The organism is Paenibacillus sp. FSL H3-0310, from assembly GCF_038002785.1.
Taxonomy (GTDB): Bacteria; Bacillota; Bacilli; order Paenibacillales; family Paenibacillaceae; genus Paenibacillus_AQ; species Paenibacillus_AQ odorifer.
Window position 1 is genome coordinate 193,516 of the sequence record NZ_JBBODC010000001.1, and the last position, 16,262, is coordinate 209,777.

General features: G+C 45.9%; 13 protein-coding genes. 9 read left to right on the forward strand and 4 right to left on the reverse strand.

Annotated features, from left to right (window positions below; all coding sequences use genetic code 11):
- Positions 1-20: 20 nt before the first annotated feature.
- Both MHH63_RS01045 and MHH63_RS01050 read right to left on the reverse strand, forming a co-directional pair.
- Entirely contained in the window at positions 21-1,013 is a 993-nt protein-coding gene (locus MHH63_RS01045) for a ketoacyl-ACP synthase III (protein ID WP_076277142.1), read from the reverse strand.
- 10 nt (positions 1,014-1,023) lie between these two features.
- A complete protein-coding gene (locus tag MHH63_RS01050) occupies positions 1,024-1,365 on the reverse strand; it encodes a hypothetical protein (protein WP_076099934.1) in 342 nt (113 codons plus the stop codon).
- 296 nt (positions 1,366-1,661) lie between these two features.
- Between MHH63_RS01050 and deoC the strand changes: the two genes are divergently transcribed.
- The 7 genes from deoC (at position 1,662) to MHH63_RS01085 (ending at position 11,129) form a co-directional block, all read left to right on the forward strand.
- The gene (gene deoC / locus MHH63_RS01055; RefSeq protein WP_248549624.1) at positions 1,662-2,339 is read left to right on the forward strand and encodes a deoxyribose-phosphate aldolase; all 678 of its coding nucleotides are present in this window, start codon (positions 1,662-1,664) and stop codon (positions 2,337-2,339) included.
- Between the two features lie 311 nt (positions 2,340-2,650).
- Positions 2,651-3,943: a homocysteine synthase gene (locus tag MHH63_RS01060; protein WP_036680260.1), complete on the forward strand. Its 1,293-nt coding sequence runs from the start codon at positions 2,651-2,653 to the stop codon at positions 3,941-3,943.
- Between the two features lie 211 nt (positions 3,944-4,154).
- Positions 4,155-5,225 (forward strand): hypothetical protein, encoded by a 1,071-nt coding sequence (locus MHH63_RS01065; RefSeq protein ID WP_076128725.1) that lies wholly within the window; start codon positions 4,155-4,157, stop codon positions 5,223-5,225.
- Positions 5,226-6,327: 1,102 nt separating this feature from the next.
- Positions 6,328-7,467 carry a 3-dehydroquinate synthase gene (gene aroB / locus MHH63_RS01070; RefSeq protein WP_341171134.1) on the forward strand — a complete coding sequence of 380 codons (1,140 nt, stop codon included), beginning with the start codon at positions 6,328-6,330 and terminating at the stop codon, positions 7,465-7,467.
- A gap of 306 nt (positions 7,468-7,773) precedes the next feature.
- Positions 7,774-9,738 (forward strand): heavy metal translocating P-type ATPase, encoded by a 1,965-nt coding sequence (locus MHH63_RS01075; RefSeq protein ID WP_076303101.1) that lies wholly within the window; start codon positions 7,774-7,776, stop codon positions 9,736-9,738.
- A gap of 183 nt (positions 9,739-9,921) precedes the next feature.
- The gene (gene trxB / locus MHH63_RS01080; protein WP_076128718.1) at positions 9,922-10,863 is read left to right on the forward strand and encodes a thioredoxin-disulfide reductase; all 942 of its coding nucleotides are present in this window, start codon (positions 9,922-9,924) and stop codon (positions 10,861-10,863) included.
- A gap of 32 nt (positions 10,864-10,895) precedes the next feature.
- Positions 10,896-11,129, forward strand: coding sequence for a glutaredoxin family protein (locus MHH63_RS01085; RefSeq protein ID WP_076128716.1), 234 nt, complete (start codon positions 10,896-10,898; stop codon positions 11,127-11,129).
- Between the two features lie 138 nt (positions 11,130-11,267).
- On the opposite strand, the gene MHH63_RS01090 is transcribed toward MHH63_RS01085, so the two are convergent.
- Positions 11,268-11,468: a hypothetical protein gene (locus MHH63_RS01090; RefSeq protein WP_036680251.1), complete on the reverse strand. Its 201-nt coding sequence runs from the start codon at positions 11,466-11,468 to the stop codon at positions 11,268-11,270.
- Positions 11,469-11,660: 192 nt separating this feature from the next.
- Positions 11,661-12,821 (reverse strand): ROK family transcriptional regulator, encoded by a 1,161-nt coding sequence (locus MHH63_RS01095; protein ID WP_076128714.1) that lies wholly within the window; start codon positions 12,819-12,821, stop codon positions 11,661-11,663.
- Between the two features lie 268 nt (positions 12,822-13,089).
- Between MHH63_RS01095 and xylA the strand changes: the two genes are divergently transcribed.
- Together xylA and xylB are read left to right on the forward strand one after the other, a co-directional pair.
- Positions 13,090-14,406 carry a xylose isomerase gene (gene xylA, locus MHH63_RS01100; RefSeq protein ID WP_076128712.1) on the forward strand — a complete coding sequence of 439 codons (1,317 nt, stop codon included), beginning with the start codon at positions 13,090-13,092 and terminating at the stop codon, positions 14,404-14,406.
- A 187-nt stretch (positions 14,407-14,593) separates the two neighbouring features.
- A complete protein-coding gene (gene xylB, locus MHH63_RS01105) occupies positions 14,594-16,090 on the forward strand; it encodes a xylulokinase (RefSeq protein ID WP_076128710.1) in 1,497 nt (498 codons plus the stop codon).
- Positions 16,091-16,262: the final 172 nt, after the last annotated feature.

The following is a 16,262-nucleotide window of genomic DNA, read 5'->3' on the forward strand; positions in this document are numbered from 1 at the left end:
AAGTAGGGCTTTTTATGCTATTAATATTGATAAAGCATCGTAGGAATTTGCCAGCCAGCGCCAACTGACCAAAAGAAGACATAATCGCCACGTTTGATTCGTCCGTCCTCGACTCCGCGTTGAAAGGCGATAAAAGGACTGCTTGTGGCTGTGTAGCCGAACTCGTCGCCTACATAAATGAACTTTTCTGCGGTTAGCCCAAGTCCGATTTGGATGAGCTCGATATTTTTCAGTGAGAATTGTGAAAGGCAGAATGCAGAGATATCATCCGTAGTCAGACCGTTGCGTGAGAGAAGCTCCTTCATATCCGCTATAGCCGCATCCACACACACTGTACCGTCAAAAGGGGTCCACCGTATCCGAATCTGCTCTGGGGTCATACCCTCTTGATAAATATTCGACAGGCCGCAGGCCGGGAACATAATATTCTCGGAGCCTTCAGAATCGGTGTAATAAAGGGAATCTATGAAGCCTGCATGCTCACTGCTACGCTCTAGAATCACTGCTGCTGCGGCGTCCCCAAAGTTAGGGTAAGTAATTTCATCATCTGTATTGCAGTTCACTGAGCTGTAGTCGCTTCCTACAACAAGTGCGTACCTGATGCTGGGATTGGCTTGCATATAACGACTTGTCTGCTCCACGGCGGAGACCATTCCTGCGCAGTTAGCATTGGAATCCTGCGTAATGGTCCGGTGTTTACCTTGAAGCATACGGTGTAGGAGAAGTGCATTGGTAGGATAGGTGTACTCTGGCGTCTGTGAAGCGAACATGATCATGTCCATATCTTCACCTTGCAAATTCGCTTCGCTAAGCACTTTTTGGGCAGCCTTTAATCCCATCGTCAGAGCATTTTCACCCTGTTCTTTTACGATGTATCTCCGGTCGCGACCCATGACTTCTAGGAATCGTTTGATGTCCTTGCCCATACTCTGAAAATGCTTCAGATAATATTCGTTATCTACGATATGCTCTGGGTGGTAATAAGCAGCTTGGCGAATCGCTATATGTCCCAAGTGGCGCCTCCTATGCTTCAATAATTTCGTAATTTTCTAATTTCGTTGCCCGTGCCACTCGGCTTAACTGCATTTTTAGGACAGGGCTTTTGGCAATAATAAAGGTTACTTTTTTAAATCCGGATTGTTTGTACAGTATGTAGCATTGCTCAAGCATGGGAAGTGTGTCCTTTGAGGATACATTCAATGTCTTGCAATCTAGGATGATCTCATATTGTTTCGGGTCGAATGCACTTATGATTTGGTTGTACTCATTAATGAAACGTCCTGCATCTTCTGGCGACATAGTTCCTTCCACTTGTACATTCAGTTTTTGATCTGCAGCATTTGTGGCGAAATTGAAGTTTCCCATTTTTGATTAATCTCCTCCTAAGTTTTATCTAAGAAAAATTTTGATGAATAGGATAAAAAAACCTATTTATCTAAGACTATTATCGTATTTTTAATTGGGAAAGTTTAGGGGATTAAACCTTTATTTTTTTAAAAAGATAATTTAGGGAATGATAAACTACTTAAAATCCATAAAATCTGCACAAATTAAGGTTTGAGGTAGGCATGCCCACCCTGTTTGCTTTGCAAAGCACAGTTCTATTGGTATGATTACAGAGATGAAAAAACTACTATCCAAATCATGGAGGAATAATAAAAATGAGCGAAATTACACTATCGGGGATCATTGATCATACACTACTTAAAGCAGATGCACGGAAAGAAGACATTATTAAATTGGCGGAGGAAGCTAAAACTTATAAGTTTGCTTCTGTTTGCGTAAACCCTGCTTGGGTAGCTACTGCCCATGAAGTGCTGAAAGATACGCCTGAGGTTAAAGTATGTACAGTAATCGGCTTTCCGCTGGGGTCATCGACAACAGAGAGCAAAGCATTCGAGACTACCGATGCTATCGCTAAAGGTGCAGGCGAGGTGGATATGGTCATCAATATCGGAGCATTAAAAGATGGTAACGATGAGCTGGTTAAACGTGATATTGCAGCTGTTGTAGATGCAGCGCACGGCAAAGCCCTGACAAAAGTCATCATTGAGGCTTGTCTGTTAACGGAAGAAGAAAAAGTTCGTGCCTGCAAGCTATCTGTTGAGGCCGGAGCAGATTACGTAAAAACATCCACTGGATTCTCTACAGGCGGGGCAACGAAAGAAGATATCGCGCTTATGCGTGCTACAGTTGGACCTAATATCGGTGTAAAAGCTTCCGGTGGTGTACGTAGTGCAGAAGATGCACATGTAATGGTACAAGCAGGTGCAAGCCGTATTGGAACTAGTGGTGGTGTAGCGATTGCTAAAGGCGAAACAAGCCAAAGCAATTACTAAGCCGAAGGGCTGAATCGGAAGCGGCGAGTGAGGAGGACAAGCTCATTCGCCGCTGTCCTGATTCAAGCTATTAACCGATCAGCTTGATTAGCGATTGTGTTTTATACATAAGGTTGAGGTTTTTATTAATTTATATTGAAAGCGTTATCCAGTAGGTAGAGGACACTAGCAGAAGCATTTGACCAAAGTACAATAATTCACACCGGAATAATGAGATTTTTTTCTTTTCAAATGACGTGGTTTGTGAGAGAATGGGTACAATTCAAAGTTGTTAATCATTTCTATACTTAATTATAGGGGAGGAAATACCTATGTCAGAAGATCGCAAGCTGTCGTTTGAAACTTTGGCTGTCCATGCAGGCCAGGAAATTGATCCAACTACTTTCTCACGTGCTGTACCGCTTTATCAGACCACTTCCTACGGGTTCCGTGATGCTGATCATGCAGCGGATCTGTTCGCGCTTAAAGAATTCGGTAATATTTATACTCGGCTGATGAACCCAACTACGGATGTATTTGAACAGCGTGTGGCAGCACTTGAGGGCGGGGCAGGTGCGCTTGCTACAGCTTCCGGGGCAGCGGCTATTTCCTTTTCCATTCTAAATATTGCGGGCGCTGGGGATGAAATTGTATCTGCAGCAAGTCTATATGGCGGAACTTATAATCTATTCTCGACAACACTGCCTAAGCTTGGTATTAAGGTACATTTCGTAGATTCGGATAATCCTGAGAACTTCCGTGCTGCGATTACAGATAAGACCAAAGCCTTGTATGCAGAAACAATCGGCAACCCACAGGGAAATGTTCTGGATATTGCGGCAGTTGCAGCGATCGCCCATGAACATGGGATTCCTCTCATCGTAGACAATACGTTCCCAAGTCCATATTTATTGCGTCCGATTGAGCATGGCGCGGACATTGTTGTCCATTCGGCAACCAAATTCATCGGTGGACATGGTACATCCATTGGCGGGATTATTGTTGACGGCGGTAAATTTGATTGGAAGGCAAGCGGTAAATTCCCAGGTCTTACGGAGCCAGATCCAAGCTATCATGGAGTGGTTTATACGGAAGCGGTGGGCCCGATTGCTTATATTATTAAAGCCCGCGTTCAATTGCTTCGCGATTTAGGGGCGGCGATTTCACCGTTCAACTCTTGGATGCTGCTGCAAGGTCTGGAGACTCTTCATTTGCGGATGGAACGTCATAGCCAGAATGCGCTGAAGGTAGCGCAATATTTGGAGGCACATTCAGATGTGGAATGGGTAAGTTATTCGGGACTTCCTACGCATCCATCTCATGAATTAGCGCAAAAGTATTTGCCTAAAGGCCAAGGTGCGATCCTTACTTTTGGTATTAAAGGTGGAAGTGCTGCGGGACGTAAGCTGATTGAGAATGTGAAGCTGTTCTCTCATTTAGCGAATGTTGGGGATTCCAAGTCATTGATCATCCACCCAGCGAGCACAACTCATGCACAGCTGTCGGATGAGGAGCAAATCACAGCCGGAGTAACGCCGGAATTGCTGCGTTTGTCGATCGGGACGGAGTCCATTGATGATATTATCTATGATCTGGAGCAAGCTATCGCTGCCAGTCAACAATAGAAGTTTATATTTCGAAAAGCATTACTGCTCTGCGGTAATGCTTTTTTTGTTGCCTAAAAAAGTTGGAATATTCATCGGATTTGGCAACGCTTGCATATTTCAGGTGTGGCTCCCGTATTTATAAGTGAGGTAGGTAAATGAAATGTCGGTCGCTTATGTTATATAGCTTGGCATACCGGCAGCAATCCAAAGATAAAGGGTGGGTGCGAGGATGAAGGGTGAACGTCAGCAGGATGGTTTGCGGAGTAGTGAAGAGCGCCCGTTCAAGTTCATGTATAAGGCTGGTGATCGGACTGTGGGAATGGAAATGAGCCAAGCTGGATCCGTAGCCTCCGCTGCCGCAGAATTTATCGCTGGAGTAGAGCAGAGGGATGTCATTGAGCCTTTGAAGCGGTCTTATTTTAAGCGGCCGGGGGAACCATCGACATTCCTAGTGCTGCGTGAAGGAAGAGAAGAACGTCTTGCTGGACGGGAAGGAACAAGGACTGTTCAAGCGGGCCCGTGTTTGATACGGAGTGAGGAATGGCTGCTGGAACCAGAGCTGTTCTGTCTTTATGAGAACTGGTTATCTAGCGAGGATGAACTCCAAACAGCGCGTATTCTGCAGCGAATCTCTTATCGTCTGCGTGCAGCTGTTGCCGAGCTGCTCGAATCGCCGGATGGCGAATGGGCAGCGGTCACCCTGCTGCATCCAGAGTCGCTTGCGGTGGCGCAGCCCGCCAAGCTTGCCGCGCTTCAGGACGCGCAGCTCGAAGCGCTGTTCGCTGCGGTGGCGGAGAGCCAGCGGCAAGGCGGCGATTGCCGCCTTGACCTGCTGGTCGCCTACACCGCAAGTGCAGCCGAATTCGCTGCAAAGCGCGAATTCATCGAAGACGTGGCCGATCAGACACTCGGCCACGCTTATGCGGCGGCATGCCGCATCGGGGCGCTGATCGCGCCCGATGTGGAGCCTGCCGCCGCTGCGGAAATCGCGCGTATCGCCGATTTCCTAGTGCTGGACGGCGCGGCGGGCGAGCACGCGCCGGAAGAGACCGCCGCGGAGGAATTCGCCCTGGCGGCGGGGAAGATCTTTGCCGCCGTGACGAGCGTGAAGCCGGCGGCGGTGGTGCTCGCCGCGGGGACACCGGCGGCGTCGGCTTTGGCCGATCTGTATCAGATCGGGCTCAGCGGGATCTTTTGCAGCGCCGGTCAGCGGACCGAAGCGCTGCTGAGAGCGGCCTGCCTGATCTGGATCGCCAGGCAGCGAGAAACGCTGGATACTGCCGCCGGGGGAAGGCAGTAAGCTTTTTCTGATGAACGATACGGTGCAGTTCATATAAGAATCGAAAAAAGACTTCAGAGCAGCGATTATCCGGTTATCGGAGAATCGTTGCTTTGTTTTTTTGGTCGTTAGCTGCCTGCTTCAACAGCGTACATATATCCCTTTACTCAATCACTATACTCAACCTCCGTGCTCAATACTGTACTCAACCTCCGCCCCCTGATGCTTAAGGACCCAGATGACGCTATTTGCTTGATTTTAGCTTTTTAAGCATGGTTTCGGACACCAGAGACACTATTCGTTAGGAAGAGGTACATATTTGGTGCTTTTCAGGTCAATAGCTGCAATGGAGTCCGTTAGAATACCAAATGTGTTTAAAATCAGCGATTAGGGTCAGCTGAGTCCGATAATAGCAACATACGCGAGCAACTTGCATCATACGCTCATCAATCGTGTCGTACTCATACTTTGAACTCAACCTCCGTACTCAACCTCTGCACTCAACCTCCGTACTCCCACCCTGTGCCCAACCTCCGTTCTTAAACTAATCTGGCACTCATGCTTTTGGATGCAACCTCCGCACTCCCACCCTGTGCCCAACCACCGCACTTAAACTAATTTGCACTCATGCTTTGCATTCAAACTCTGAACTCAACCTCCGCACTCCTCCGCCCCCCGATGCTTAAGGACCCAGATGACGCTATTTGCCTGATTTTAGCTTTTTAAGCATGGTTTCGGACACCAGAGACACTATTCGTTAGGAAGAGGTACATATTTAGTTCTTTTCAGGTCAATAGCTGCAATGGAGTCCGTTAGAATACCAAATGTGTTTAAAATCAGCGATTAGGGTCAGCTGAGTCCGATAGTAGCAACATACGCGAGCAACTTGCATCATACGTTCATCACTCGTGTCGTATTCATACTTTGCGCTCAACCTCCGTACTCAACCCCGCACTCAAACTAATCTGCACCGATCCTCTGTACTATCACCAATAGCTACAGACAACATTAGTTTTGGAACCTCCGCATTTGTTTCCAGCTTCTCCTTACATTTTACATAAACAGGATAATGAGAGTGGAGGCTCGAATTTTATTAGCATCTTGCTGAATAGGGGTGCTGTAGATGTCTACAAATTTTAGAGTTGGCCTGCAAAAGGTCGTAGATCATTCTTACGATATTGAGATTGGGGAAGGTCTTTTTGGCGCTCTGATCGAGGATTTGAAACATGGAATTGTCGAGAATGTAAGCAAATTCGCGATTATTACAGATTCAAAAGTTGAAGCCCTGTATGGACAAGCCTTGCTGGAACAACTGCATCAGAATGATTTTCAAGCGGAGTTATTTTCTTTCCCTGCTGGAGAGAAGTCTAAAACCCGAGAAACGAAGGCACAGCTGGAGGACCGGCTATTAAGCCGTTCTTACGGACGAGATTGCTGTATCCTTGCCATCGGAGGTGGAGCGGTAACGGATTTGGCAGGTTTTTTGGCTGGAACATTTGGTCGGGGAGTGCCAAGTTTGAACTATGCAACTACCCTTTTAGCAGCAGCGGATGCTTCTATTGGTGGTAAAACGGGCGTGAATACACCGGTTGCAACCAATCTAATTGGTGTTTTTCATCAGCCTAAAAAGGTCTACATCGACCTAGCCACTTGGAAAACGCTTCCGGTACGTGAGCTTCGTAGTGGTTTGGCTGAAACAATCAAACATGCCTGCATCGCGGATGCTGACTTTTTTGAGTTTCTTGAACAGAATATGGAGCGAGTGGTCTCCTCAGATGGCGAACTTGTATTAGATCGAGAGGTTTGCGAACGGATTGCTTTTCATAATTGTGAGATCAAGTATAGCGTGGTGGAAAAGGATGAACTGGAGAGCAACCTGCGCCAAATTCTAAATCTGGGGCATACTGCTGGCCGGGCGTTAGAGGCTTTAAGTGGTTATGAATTATTACATGGTGAGGCTATTGCGATTGGACTCGCGGTTCAGGTGCAGCTGGCAGAGCAGTTGGGGTATGTAACGGCTGACCAAACTCAGCGTGTGATTGCTTTGTTGAAGAAGGCGGGACTTCCGACTGAAATACCAGCAACCATTACAAATAGAATGCTGATTGATAAGATGTATACGGATAAAAAGGTTCGCAAAGGGCGTATACGGTTTGTGTTCCAAGCTGGAATTGGAGCGATGAAGTCTTTTGAAGGTGGAGCTTATTCGACGACAGTTGAAGAGCAAGTCCTATCCGAGCTTTTAAATAAAATACGCAGCTAAGATAGGAAAAAGTTATTCTAAATTTATGACGAATAGCCCAGAAGGTAGGGTTTACTTTTTCGTTCAAGGTGGTATTATTAAAATATAAGTTGCACTAAGGAAATATAGTTGTACTGTTGCAACAATGATTATCATTCTCACTACTCATAGTTATCATTCATGCTGTCCCGGCTAAGCCGGGGCAGCATGTGTCATTTTAGGGGTCTTAAGAATGGCTCTCATTATCATTTAGACAAAACAAAACGTATGCTCCCGAAGCAAGTCAATGAAGTAATCCTACACAAAACTTTCAGGATGGTGATTATTATGCAAGCAACATCAAAACATTTACCCCAGCAAACCTCAATCTCCGGCAGCATGAAGAAACCAGGCGCTCCAAAACGCCGGTTCGATCTGAGAGCCATGCTCAGCAACTCCGAGATGCAGGCTGCGCTTGGCAGCGGAGTGCTTATGCTTTTTGCTTGGGTTATGGGCAGCTGGTCAGAAGTTTTCTCTATAGTACTTTATGTTATTTCGTATACCATTGGTGGCTGGAACAAAGCCAAAGAAGGCGTTGAGACGCTCGTCAAAGAACGTGATCTCGATGTGAACCTGCTGATGATTGCGGCCGCACTAGGCGCAGCTACCATTGGGTACTGGAATGAAGGTGCTATGCTCATCTTTATTTTTGCGCTTAGTGGAGCACTAGAGAGCTATACGATGGAACGGAGTAAGAAGGATATTTCCTCACTTATGGCCTTGAAACCTGCCACAGCCATGCGGATTGAAAAAGGAAGCATGAACGAGGTAGCTATCGATCAGTTAGTAATTGGAGATCTGTTGCTTGTACGTCCAGGGGATCTTATTCCTGCAGATGGTAAGGTGTACAGAGGAGAATCGGCAGTAGATCAGGCTTCCATTACAGGAGAGTCAGTGCCTGTTGAAAAATGTGCTGGCAGCGAGGTATTCGCAGGTACGGTCAATGGAGAAGGCCCACTTTATATTGAAGTAACGAAATCAGCAGAGAACACACTTTTTTCCAAGATCATTAAGATGGTAGAAGAAGCAGAGACGGATGTTCCAAACTCACAGCGATTCATTAAAAGACTGGAAGCCATCTATGCACGGGTAGTCGTTGCCTCGACTGTGGCTCTTATTTTCCTTCCACCCTTTTTGCTGGACTGGAGCTGGAGCGCAACCTTTTATAAAGCGATGGTTTTTCTTGTAGTAGCCTCGCCTTGTGCGTTGGTCTCATCGATTATGCCTGCGATGCTGTCGGCCATTTCCAAAAGTGCGCGAAAAGGGATTTTATTTAAAGGTGGGGTCCACCTCGAAAATATGGCCCGGACCTCTGTTGTAGCTTTTGATAAGACAGGGACCCTTACAGAGGGAACTCCGCAGGTGACAGACTTTATTGCAGCTGAAGGCTACAACCGGGAAGAATTACTGGCGATTAGCGCATCCATTGAGCATATGTCACGCCATCCATTGGCGGAAGCCATTGTGCGTAAAGCTGAGGAAGAATATCTGGAGCTGCGGGGAGTGCAGGAAAGTAAAACCATCACTGGCTGGGGAATTGAAGGTCAAGTTGACGGGCATCTCTGGAAAATTGGAAAGTCCAATTTACTGGATGAGCTGATTTCATCTGCGATGAACTCTGAGCTTGCATTCTGGAGAACTAAACGGCAGCAGTTGGCGGAAGAGGGGAAGACTGTCTCCATTATTTTGGACGGTGAGCATATTGCAGGTATGATTGCATTGCAGGATACAGTTCGCCCACAAGCAGAAGCCGCAGTGCGGAAGCTGCAGGAGCTGGGGATTAAAGTGGCTATGCTTACGGGTGACCGGGAAGCTACAGCAAAAGTTATTGCGGCTTCAACCGGAGTAGATTTAGTATTTGCCGACCTTTTACCAGAGGATAAAGTAAAGCATATTAAGGCGCTTCGTGAAGAGCACGGTAATGTTGTGATGGTGGGTGACGGTGTGAATGATGCGCCTGCTCTGGCTACAGCGACTGTTGGTATGGGAATGGGCATGAAAGGCAGTGGTGCAGCGCTTGAGATCGCCGATGTAGTGCTTATGAATGATAATATTGAAGAGATCGCCTCGACCATTTCATTGGCACGGCGCTCACAGCGTATTGTGAAGCAAAATATGATTTTTGCTGTAACAGTAATCGCGGTTCTGATGATCAGTAACTTTGTGCAGGGCATCGCCCTTCCTTTTGGCGTGATCGGTCATGAAGGCAGTACGATATTGGTTATTCTTAATGGGCTGCGATTGTTGCGGTAAGAGGTCAGTGATGTTAGTGTGTATTATTTATTGCCAAAAATTAAATTGTTCACAAATGATTTTTCCCTGAGGGAGTCTGGCTTATTGACATTTTTGCTTTCAGTTAGCATAATTAAGACTACATTATAATTATTTTAAATAAGAAGTGACGTCACTGCCGTCTAACTCAAGGAGGATATAGATATGTATAAATCAATAATTGTTGGAACCGGACCGGCGGGGTTGACTGCTGCTATCTACTTGGCTCGTGCCAATTTGAACCCACTAGTAATCGAAGGGCCTCAGCCTGGCGGACAATTGACCACCACTACAGAAGTGGAGAATTTCCCGGGATTTCCTGATGGAATTATGGGTCCAGACTTAATGGATAATATGCGTAAACAAGCTGAACGTTTTGGTGCGGAATTCCGTACGGGTTGGGTGAACAGTGTAGAACTTGGAGAGCGTCCTTTTAAGCTTAATGTTGAAGGATTGGGTGTTCTTACGACGGATACCCTGATCATTTCGACTGGCGCTACGGCAAAATACCTCGGTATCCCAGGCGAGCAGGATAATGTGGGACGCGGTGTGAGCACCTGTGCTACCTGTGATGGATTTTTCTTCCGTAATAAAGAGATCGTGGTTGTTGGCGGTGGAGATTCTGCGCTTGAGGAAGCGGGTTTCTTGACTCGTTTTGCCTCCAAAGTAACGCTGGTACACCGTCGTGAAGAGCTACGTGCTTCCAAGATCATGCAGGATCGCGTTCGCGATAATGTTAAAGTAGCTTGGAGCCTGAATCGTACTCCTCTGGAAGTAACTTCTGGAGACAAAGGCGTGAGTGGACTAAAAGTGCTGAACAATGAGACCGGACAAGAAGAAATCATTGAAGCAAGCGGAGTGTTTGTGGCGATTGGCCACCATCCTAACACTGCATTTTTGGGTGGACAAATCACAACTAATACTGAAGGTTATATCATGACTAACCCAGGTACTTCTGAAACTAATATCCCAGGCGTATTCGCTTGTGGTGATGTGCAGGATACCCGTTATAGACAAGCAATTACAGCAGCAGGCAGTGGATGTATGGCAGCTATGGATGCTGAGAAATACATTGAAAGTCTGGAACATAGCGCGGTTATTCTGTAACATAACTGTAATCTTCCATAGGAGGTCTAATGATGGAAAATGTAATTGTATATACATCAACAAATTGTCCACATTGCCGTCAGGTGAAGAGCTTTTTGAGTGAAAAAGGCGTAGCCTATGAAGAGCGTAATATTGAGCAGAATGATGATTACGCGCAGCAGGTTTGGGATATGGGAATGAGAGCTGTTCCTGTAACTGTAATTGGTGAGCACAAAATCGTGGGGATGAATAAAACTCAGTTCGACAAAGCATTGGCGACTGTTTAATTAAATATATTTCTGTGAGGAAATTGCAAAAGGTCGCTTCCATTTTGGAGGTGATCTTTTTGTGGTCTAAGTATACAAAAATAGCCTGACGCTAATATGCGGAGGCTATTTTTTATGATGTAAATCGCAAAGTTCAATTTAAGCTTGAGTGAAAGAGGTAATGATCTGAAATAGGACGTATACAGCAACACCGCTGCCGATCAGAATGAACCCTGATTTCTTTTTGGCTTGAAAAAAACGGAGCACACCGAGACTGATCAAAGGGGCAATAATGAGCAGAAAAAGCAACACAGTGATGAACATCTGTGCCGAGATATCAGACGTATCAACATAGGTCATGGACTCGCTCTCCATTTCAAAAAAGGGGTTGTAGTGATAAATGTCACACTAACTTATCCTTTATTATATAGGATTTAAGTTGCTTTTACTGCACTTTTGATCCACCTAAATGCGGCAATTTTACGTCAATTCTATCCGCTCTTGAATTTCACCCGTGAAACTGTCCCGCAAAACGTTGTCCATTAGACTACATTAAACGGTCACCCGAATATCGCCTAGAAAATGCATAACTGCAGAGAACCCCGCGCCTATCATCGTGCCTCGGCTGCCCAGCTTGGAGAAGGTAATCTCGAGCTGCTGCTTATGATAAGGAAGTGTACGCTCGGCTACAACCCGGCGAAGGGGCTCCCCTAACCAGGCTTCTGCTTCGGATAAGGCTCCACCGATGACAATCAGCTCTGGATTAAAGCTATTGATTAGATTCGTTACTCCGATGCCGAGATATTCACCTATAGATGAGAAGTGGTGCAAGGCGTCTTCTTGTCCAGCGGCTGCATAACGGACCAGTTCTTGTGTGGTATGAGCAGGGAGGGAGAACTCGGAATGGTCATAGGTTTTCTCCGAGGCATATAGCTCCCAACAGCCACGGCTCCCACAACTGCACGGCTTGCCTTGTGCTTCAATCGTCATATGTCCGGTCTCGCCGGCATATCCTCTTGCACCTTTGTACAGCTCTCCGCCAATAATAATACCGGATCCGATCCCTGAACCCGCACTGATATAGAGCAGATGTCTAACATCTTTTGCCGCCCCAAAGTTCAGTTCACCTTGTGCACCTGCGTTAGCTTCGTTATCAATAGTGACTGGAACCGCGAATTCCGCCTCCAAAATACCCCGCAGGTCGACCATTTCCCAGCCAAGGTTGGGAGCAAAAAGAACAACCCCGTTCTCATCCACCATCCCGGGGACACCTACTCCGATGCCGACGATACCGTATGGGGATTCAGGTGCTTTATCAATCAAGTCTGAAATTGTTTTTTTCATCCGTTCCAGTACATAAGGCAGAGCATGATTGTCCAGGGAGAAATCGCTTTCGAAAAGAATGCCACCACTTAAATCACATAAGACGGCTGTCAGTTGCTTCACCCGTAGCTCTATACCGATTACACTGCCGGCCATGCTGTTAAAATGCAGCATTAGCGGCTTTCGTCCGCCACTGGATTGACCTGGTCCAACTTCAGTCACTAATTCTTGAGCGCATAGCTCAGCCACCAGATTGGATACGGTAGCTTTATTCAGTCCGGTCATCTCTGAAACCTTGGCGCGCGAGAGCGGAGAGTTCCTTCGAATAGTATGTAGTACGATCGATTTATTGATTTTTTTGACCAGCGCCTGATCTCCGGTAACCTTCACGAATCACACATCCTTTTTAGCATAGTTCCCTTTTGTTGTATGCCACTTAGTCTAGAGTGATGTGCTGGAAATTGCAATACATCGGCAGAAAAGAGGAAATCTATGTTTGTTGGATTTTTTGAATATTAAACGGATAGGCAAGGGAGACTTAAAGAGGCGGAAATTTTATAAAAAAACTTTGTTTAACCAATATACAAAGTCAAAAAGATGTGTTAAGATGATGCTGTAAACGCTTGCTAGCGTAGCACAATATGAGGAGGATTACACAATGGCTTATTTTGAGACAGTGAACAAAATCTCTTACGAGGGAAGCCGTTCCACCAACCCTTATGCATTTAAATTCTACAATCCTAAAGAAGTCGTAGCCGGCAAAACTATGGAGGAACATCTGAAATTTGCAATGGCTTATTGGCATACATTAACTGCTGGCGGTTCTGATCCGTTTGGCGCTGAAACTGCAATTCGCAGCTGGGACAAATTGAGTGGTCTTGATAAAGCTAAAGCTCGCGCTGAAGCAGCATTCGAATTTATGGACAAGATGGATCTGCCTTACTTCTGCTTCCATGATGTAGATATCGCACCAGAAGGCGCATCTTTGCGTGAGTTCTACAGCAACATCGACACTATTGTTGATATCCTTGAACAAGGTATGAAGACTTCCGGCAAGAAATTGCTGTGGAATACAGCTAATATGTTCACTAACCCGCGTTATATGCACGGTGCAGGTTCTACACCTAACGCTGATGTTTTCGCACATGCAGCAGCACAAGTGAAGAAAGGTCTGGAAGTTGGTAAACGTCTGGGCGCAAGCAACTATGTATTCTGGGGCGGCCGTGAAGGTTACGAAGAATTGCTGAATACAGATATGGGTCTTGAACAAGATAACATTGCACGTCTGTTCAGCATGGCTGTAGATTACGCTAAGGAAATTGGTTTTGATGGTCAATTCCTGATCGAACCTAAACCAAAAGAGCCTACTAAACATCAATATGATTTCGATGCAGCAACAACAATTTCGTTCTTACAAAAATACAACCTCGACAAGCACTTCAAGCTGAACCTTGAAGCTAACCACGCTACGCTTGCAGGTCATACTTTTGAACATGAACTTCGTGTAGCTCGTATTAATGGCATGCTTGGATCACTTGACGCTAACCAAGGGGATACACTGCTTGGTTGGGATACTGATGAATTCCCAGTAAACATCTACGATGCAACACTTACTCTTTATGAAGTATTGAAGAATGACGGTCTTGGCAAAGGCGGAATTAACTTCGACGCTAAAGTACGTCGTCCTTCCTTCGAGCCACAAGATCTGTTCTTGGCACACATCGCTGGTATGGATACTTACGCAAAAGGCTTGAAAGTTGCTGCTAAATTGATCGAAGATCGCGTATTCGAAGATTTCATTGACAAACGCTACAGCAGCTTCACAGAAGGCGTTGGTGCAGACATCGTTTCCGGTAAAGCAACATTGGCTTCTTTGGCTGAATATGCTTTGAACAATGAGAACCCACGTCCTAACCAATCCGGACGTCAAGAATACCTGAGAGCTACCCTTAACCAATACATCTTGGCTGAGTAGTCCTTATAGGGAGCTTGAAGCTTAGGCTTTGAGTCGAGTTTGAACAAATGCAACGGGGGTTGCTGAAGAGAGCATTCTTCGGCAGCCCCCTTTTTGTAGTAAAAACTAAGCAAGATGCTTACGAAGTAAGTTTTGCTCGAAGTAATTCAATGAAGTCTATGCTAACAAAACTTTTAGGAGGTCAAAAATGAAATACGTTATAGGTGTTGATTTGGGGACTAGTGCAGTGAAGACTGTTCTAGTGGACCCGCAGGGGAAGGTGGCTTTTGAGCATTCCGAGTCCTACCCGCTAAGCAGACCCCAACCGAACTGGAGTGAGCAAAATCCTGAAGATTGGGTAAAGGGCACGCTGGTCAGCCTGCGCCGTCTGATTGAAGTATCAGGCATAGACCCGTCTCAAGTAGACGGTCTAAGTTTCTCCGGACAAATGCACGGATTGGTACTAGTAGATAAAGAAGGGCAAGTGCTGCGTCCAGCTATTCTTTGGAATGATACCCGTACTACTGCACAATGCCGTAAGATTGAGAAGACGCTTGGAACGAAGTTGATCGATATCGCCAGAAACAAAGCATTGGAAGGTTTTACACTGCCTAAGATTCTGTGGGTTCAAGAGAATGAACCAGAAGTATTATCACAGGCGCATCAGTTCCTGCTGCCAAAAGATTATGTTCGTTATCGGTTGACGGGTGATTATGCAATGGATTACTCCGATGCTGCCGGAACGTTGCTATTGGATGTAGGTTCTAAAGAATGGAGTGCAGAAATCGCAGAGGCTTTTGAACTTCCGCTTTCTCTTTGTCCTAGATTGGTAGAATCCTTTGAACAGACTGGAACTTTATTGCCGGACATTGCTGAAGCGTCAGGTCTTTTATCTTCAACAAAGGTATTTGCTGGTGGTGCAGATAATGCTTGTGGCGCGCTCGGAGCGGGTGTATTGGGAGAAGGCCGGACCATGTGCAGTATTGGTACATCTGGTGTAGTTCTTTCTTATGAAAGCAATAAAGATTTGAATCTCGAAGGCAAAGTCCATTTCTTTAACCATGGTGAAAAAGATGCCTACTATATTATGGGGGTTACACTAGCTGCTGGTCATAGCCTTACGTGGTTCAAAGAAACCTTTGCGGCGGACAAAAGCTTTGATGAGCTGTTAAGCGGAGTTTCCTCTATTCCAGCTGGCAGCGGCGGCCTGTTATTCACACCTTATATTGTAGGAGAACGTACACCACATCCAGATGCGAATATTCGCGGAAGCTTTATTGGTATGGATTCAGGGCATACGTTGACGCATTTTACACGTGCAGTATTAGAAGGCATTACCTTCTCACTGCGTGAATCCATTGAGATTGTACGTGAGTCAGGCAAAGAGATTACAGAGATCATTGCAATTGGTGGTGGAGCTAAAAATGAGGCTTGGCTGCAAATGCAGGCTGATATTTTCAATGCATCCATCGTGAAGCTGGAAAGTGAACAGGGTCCGGCAATGGGAGCAGCTATGCTGGCGGCTTATGGAAGCGGATGGTTCACATCCCTTGCGGAATGTGCAGAAGCGTTTATCCGTCCTGCTGATGTATATAAACCAGATCCGAAACAAACGGCAATCTATGATGGTCTATTCAACCTCTATCAGGAAGTTTACGGCCAGACCCGCGAATTGAATAACAAGCTGGCTGCATATCGCCAATAAAATGCCATTTATCAATCTGTCTGATATAAAAAAGGTCTTTCGCATCTGGCGGAAGGCCTTTTTAAAGACCATCTTCTTTATAGAGGTGATGAACGGCAATATTCAAAAATGTTGCCGTTTTCATTTTTCTTCTGTAAAGTATGGAATATCTCCATGGTAGTGGCAGCCTGTA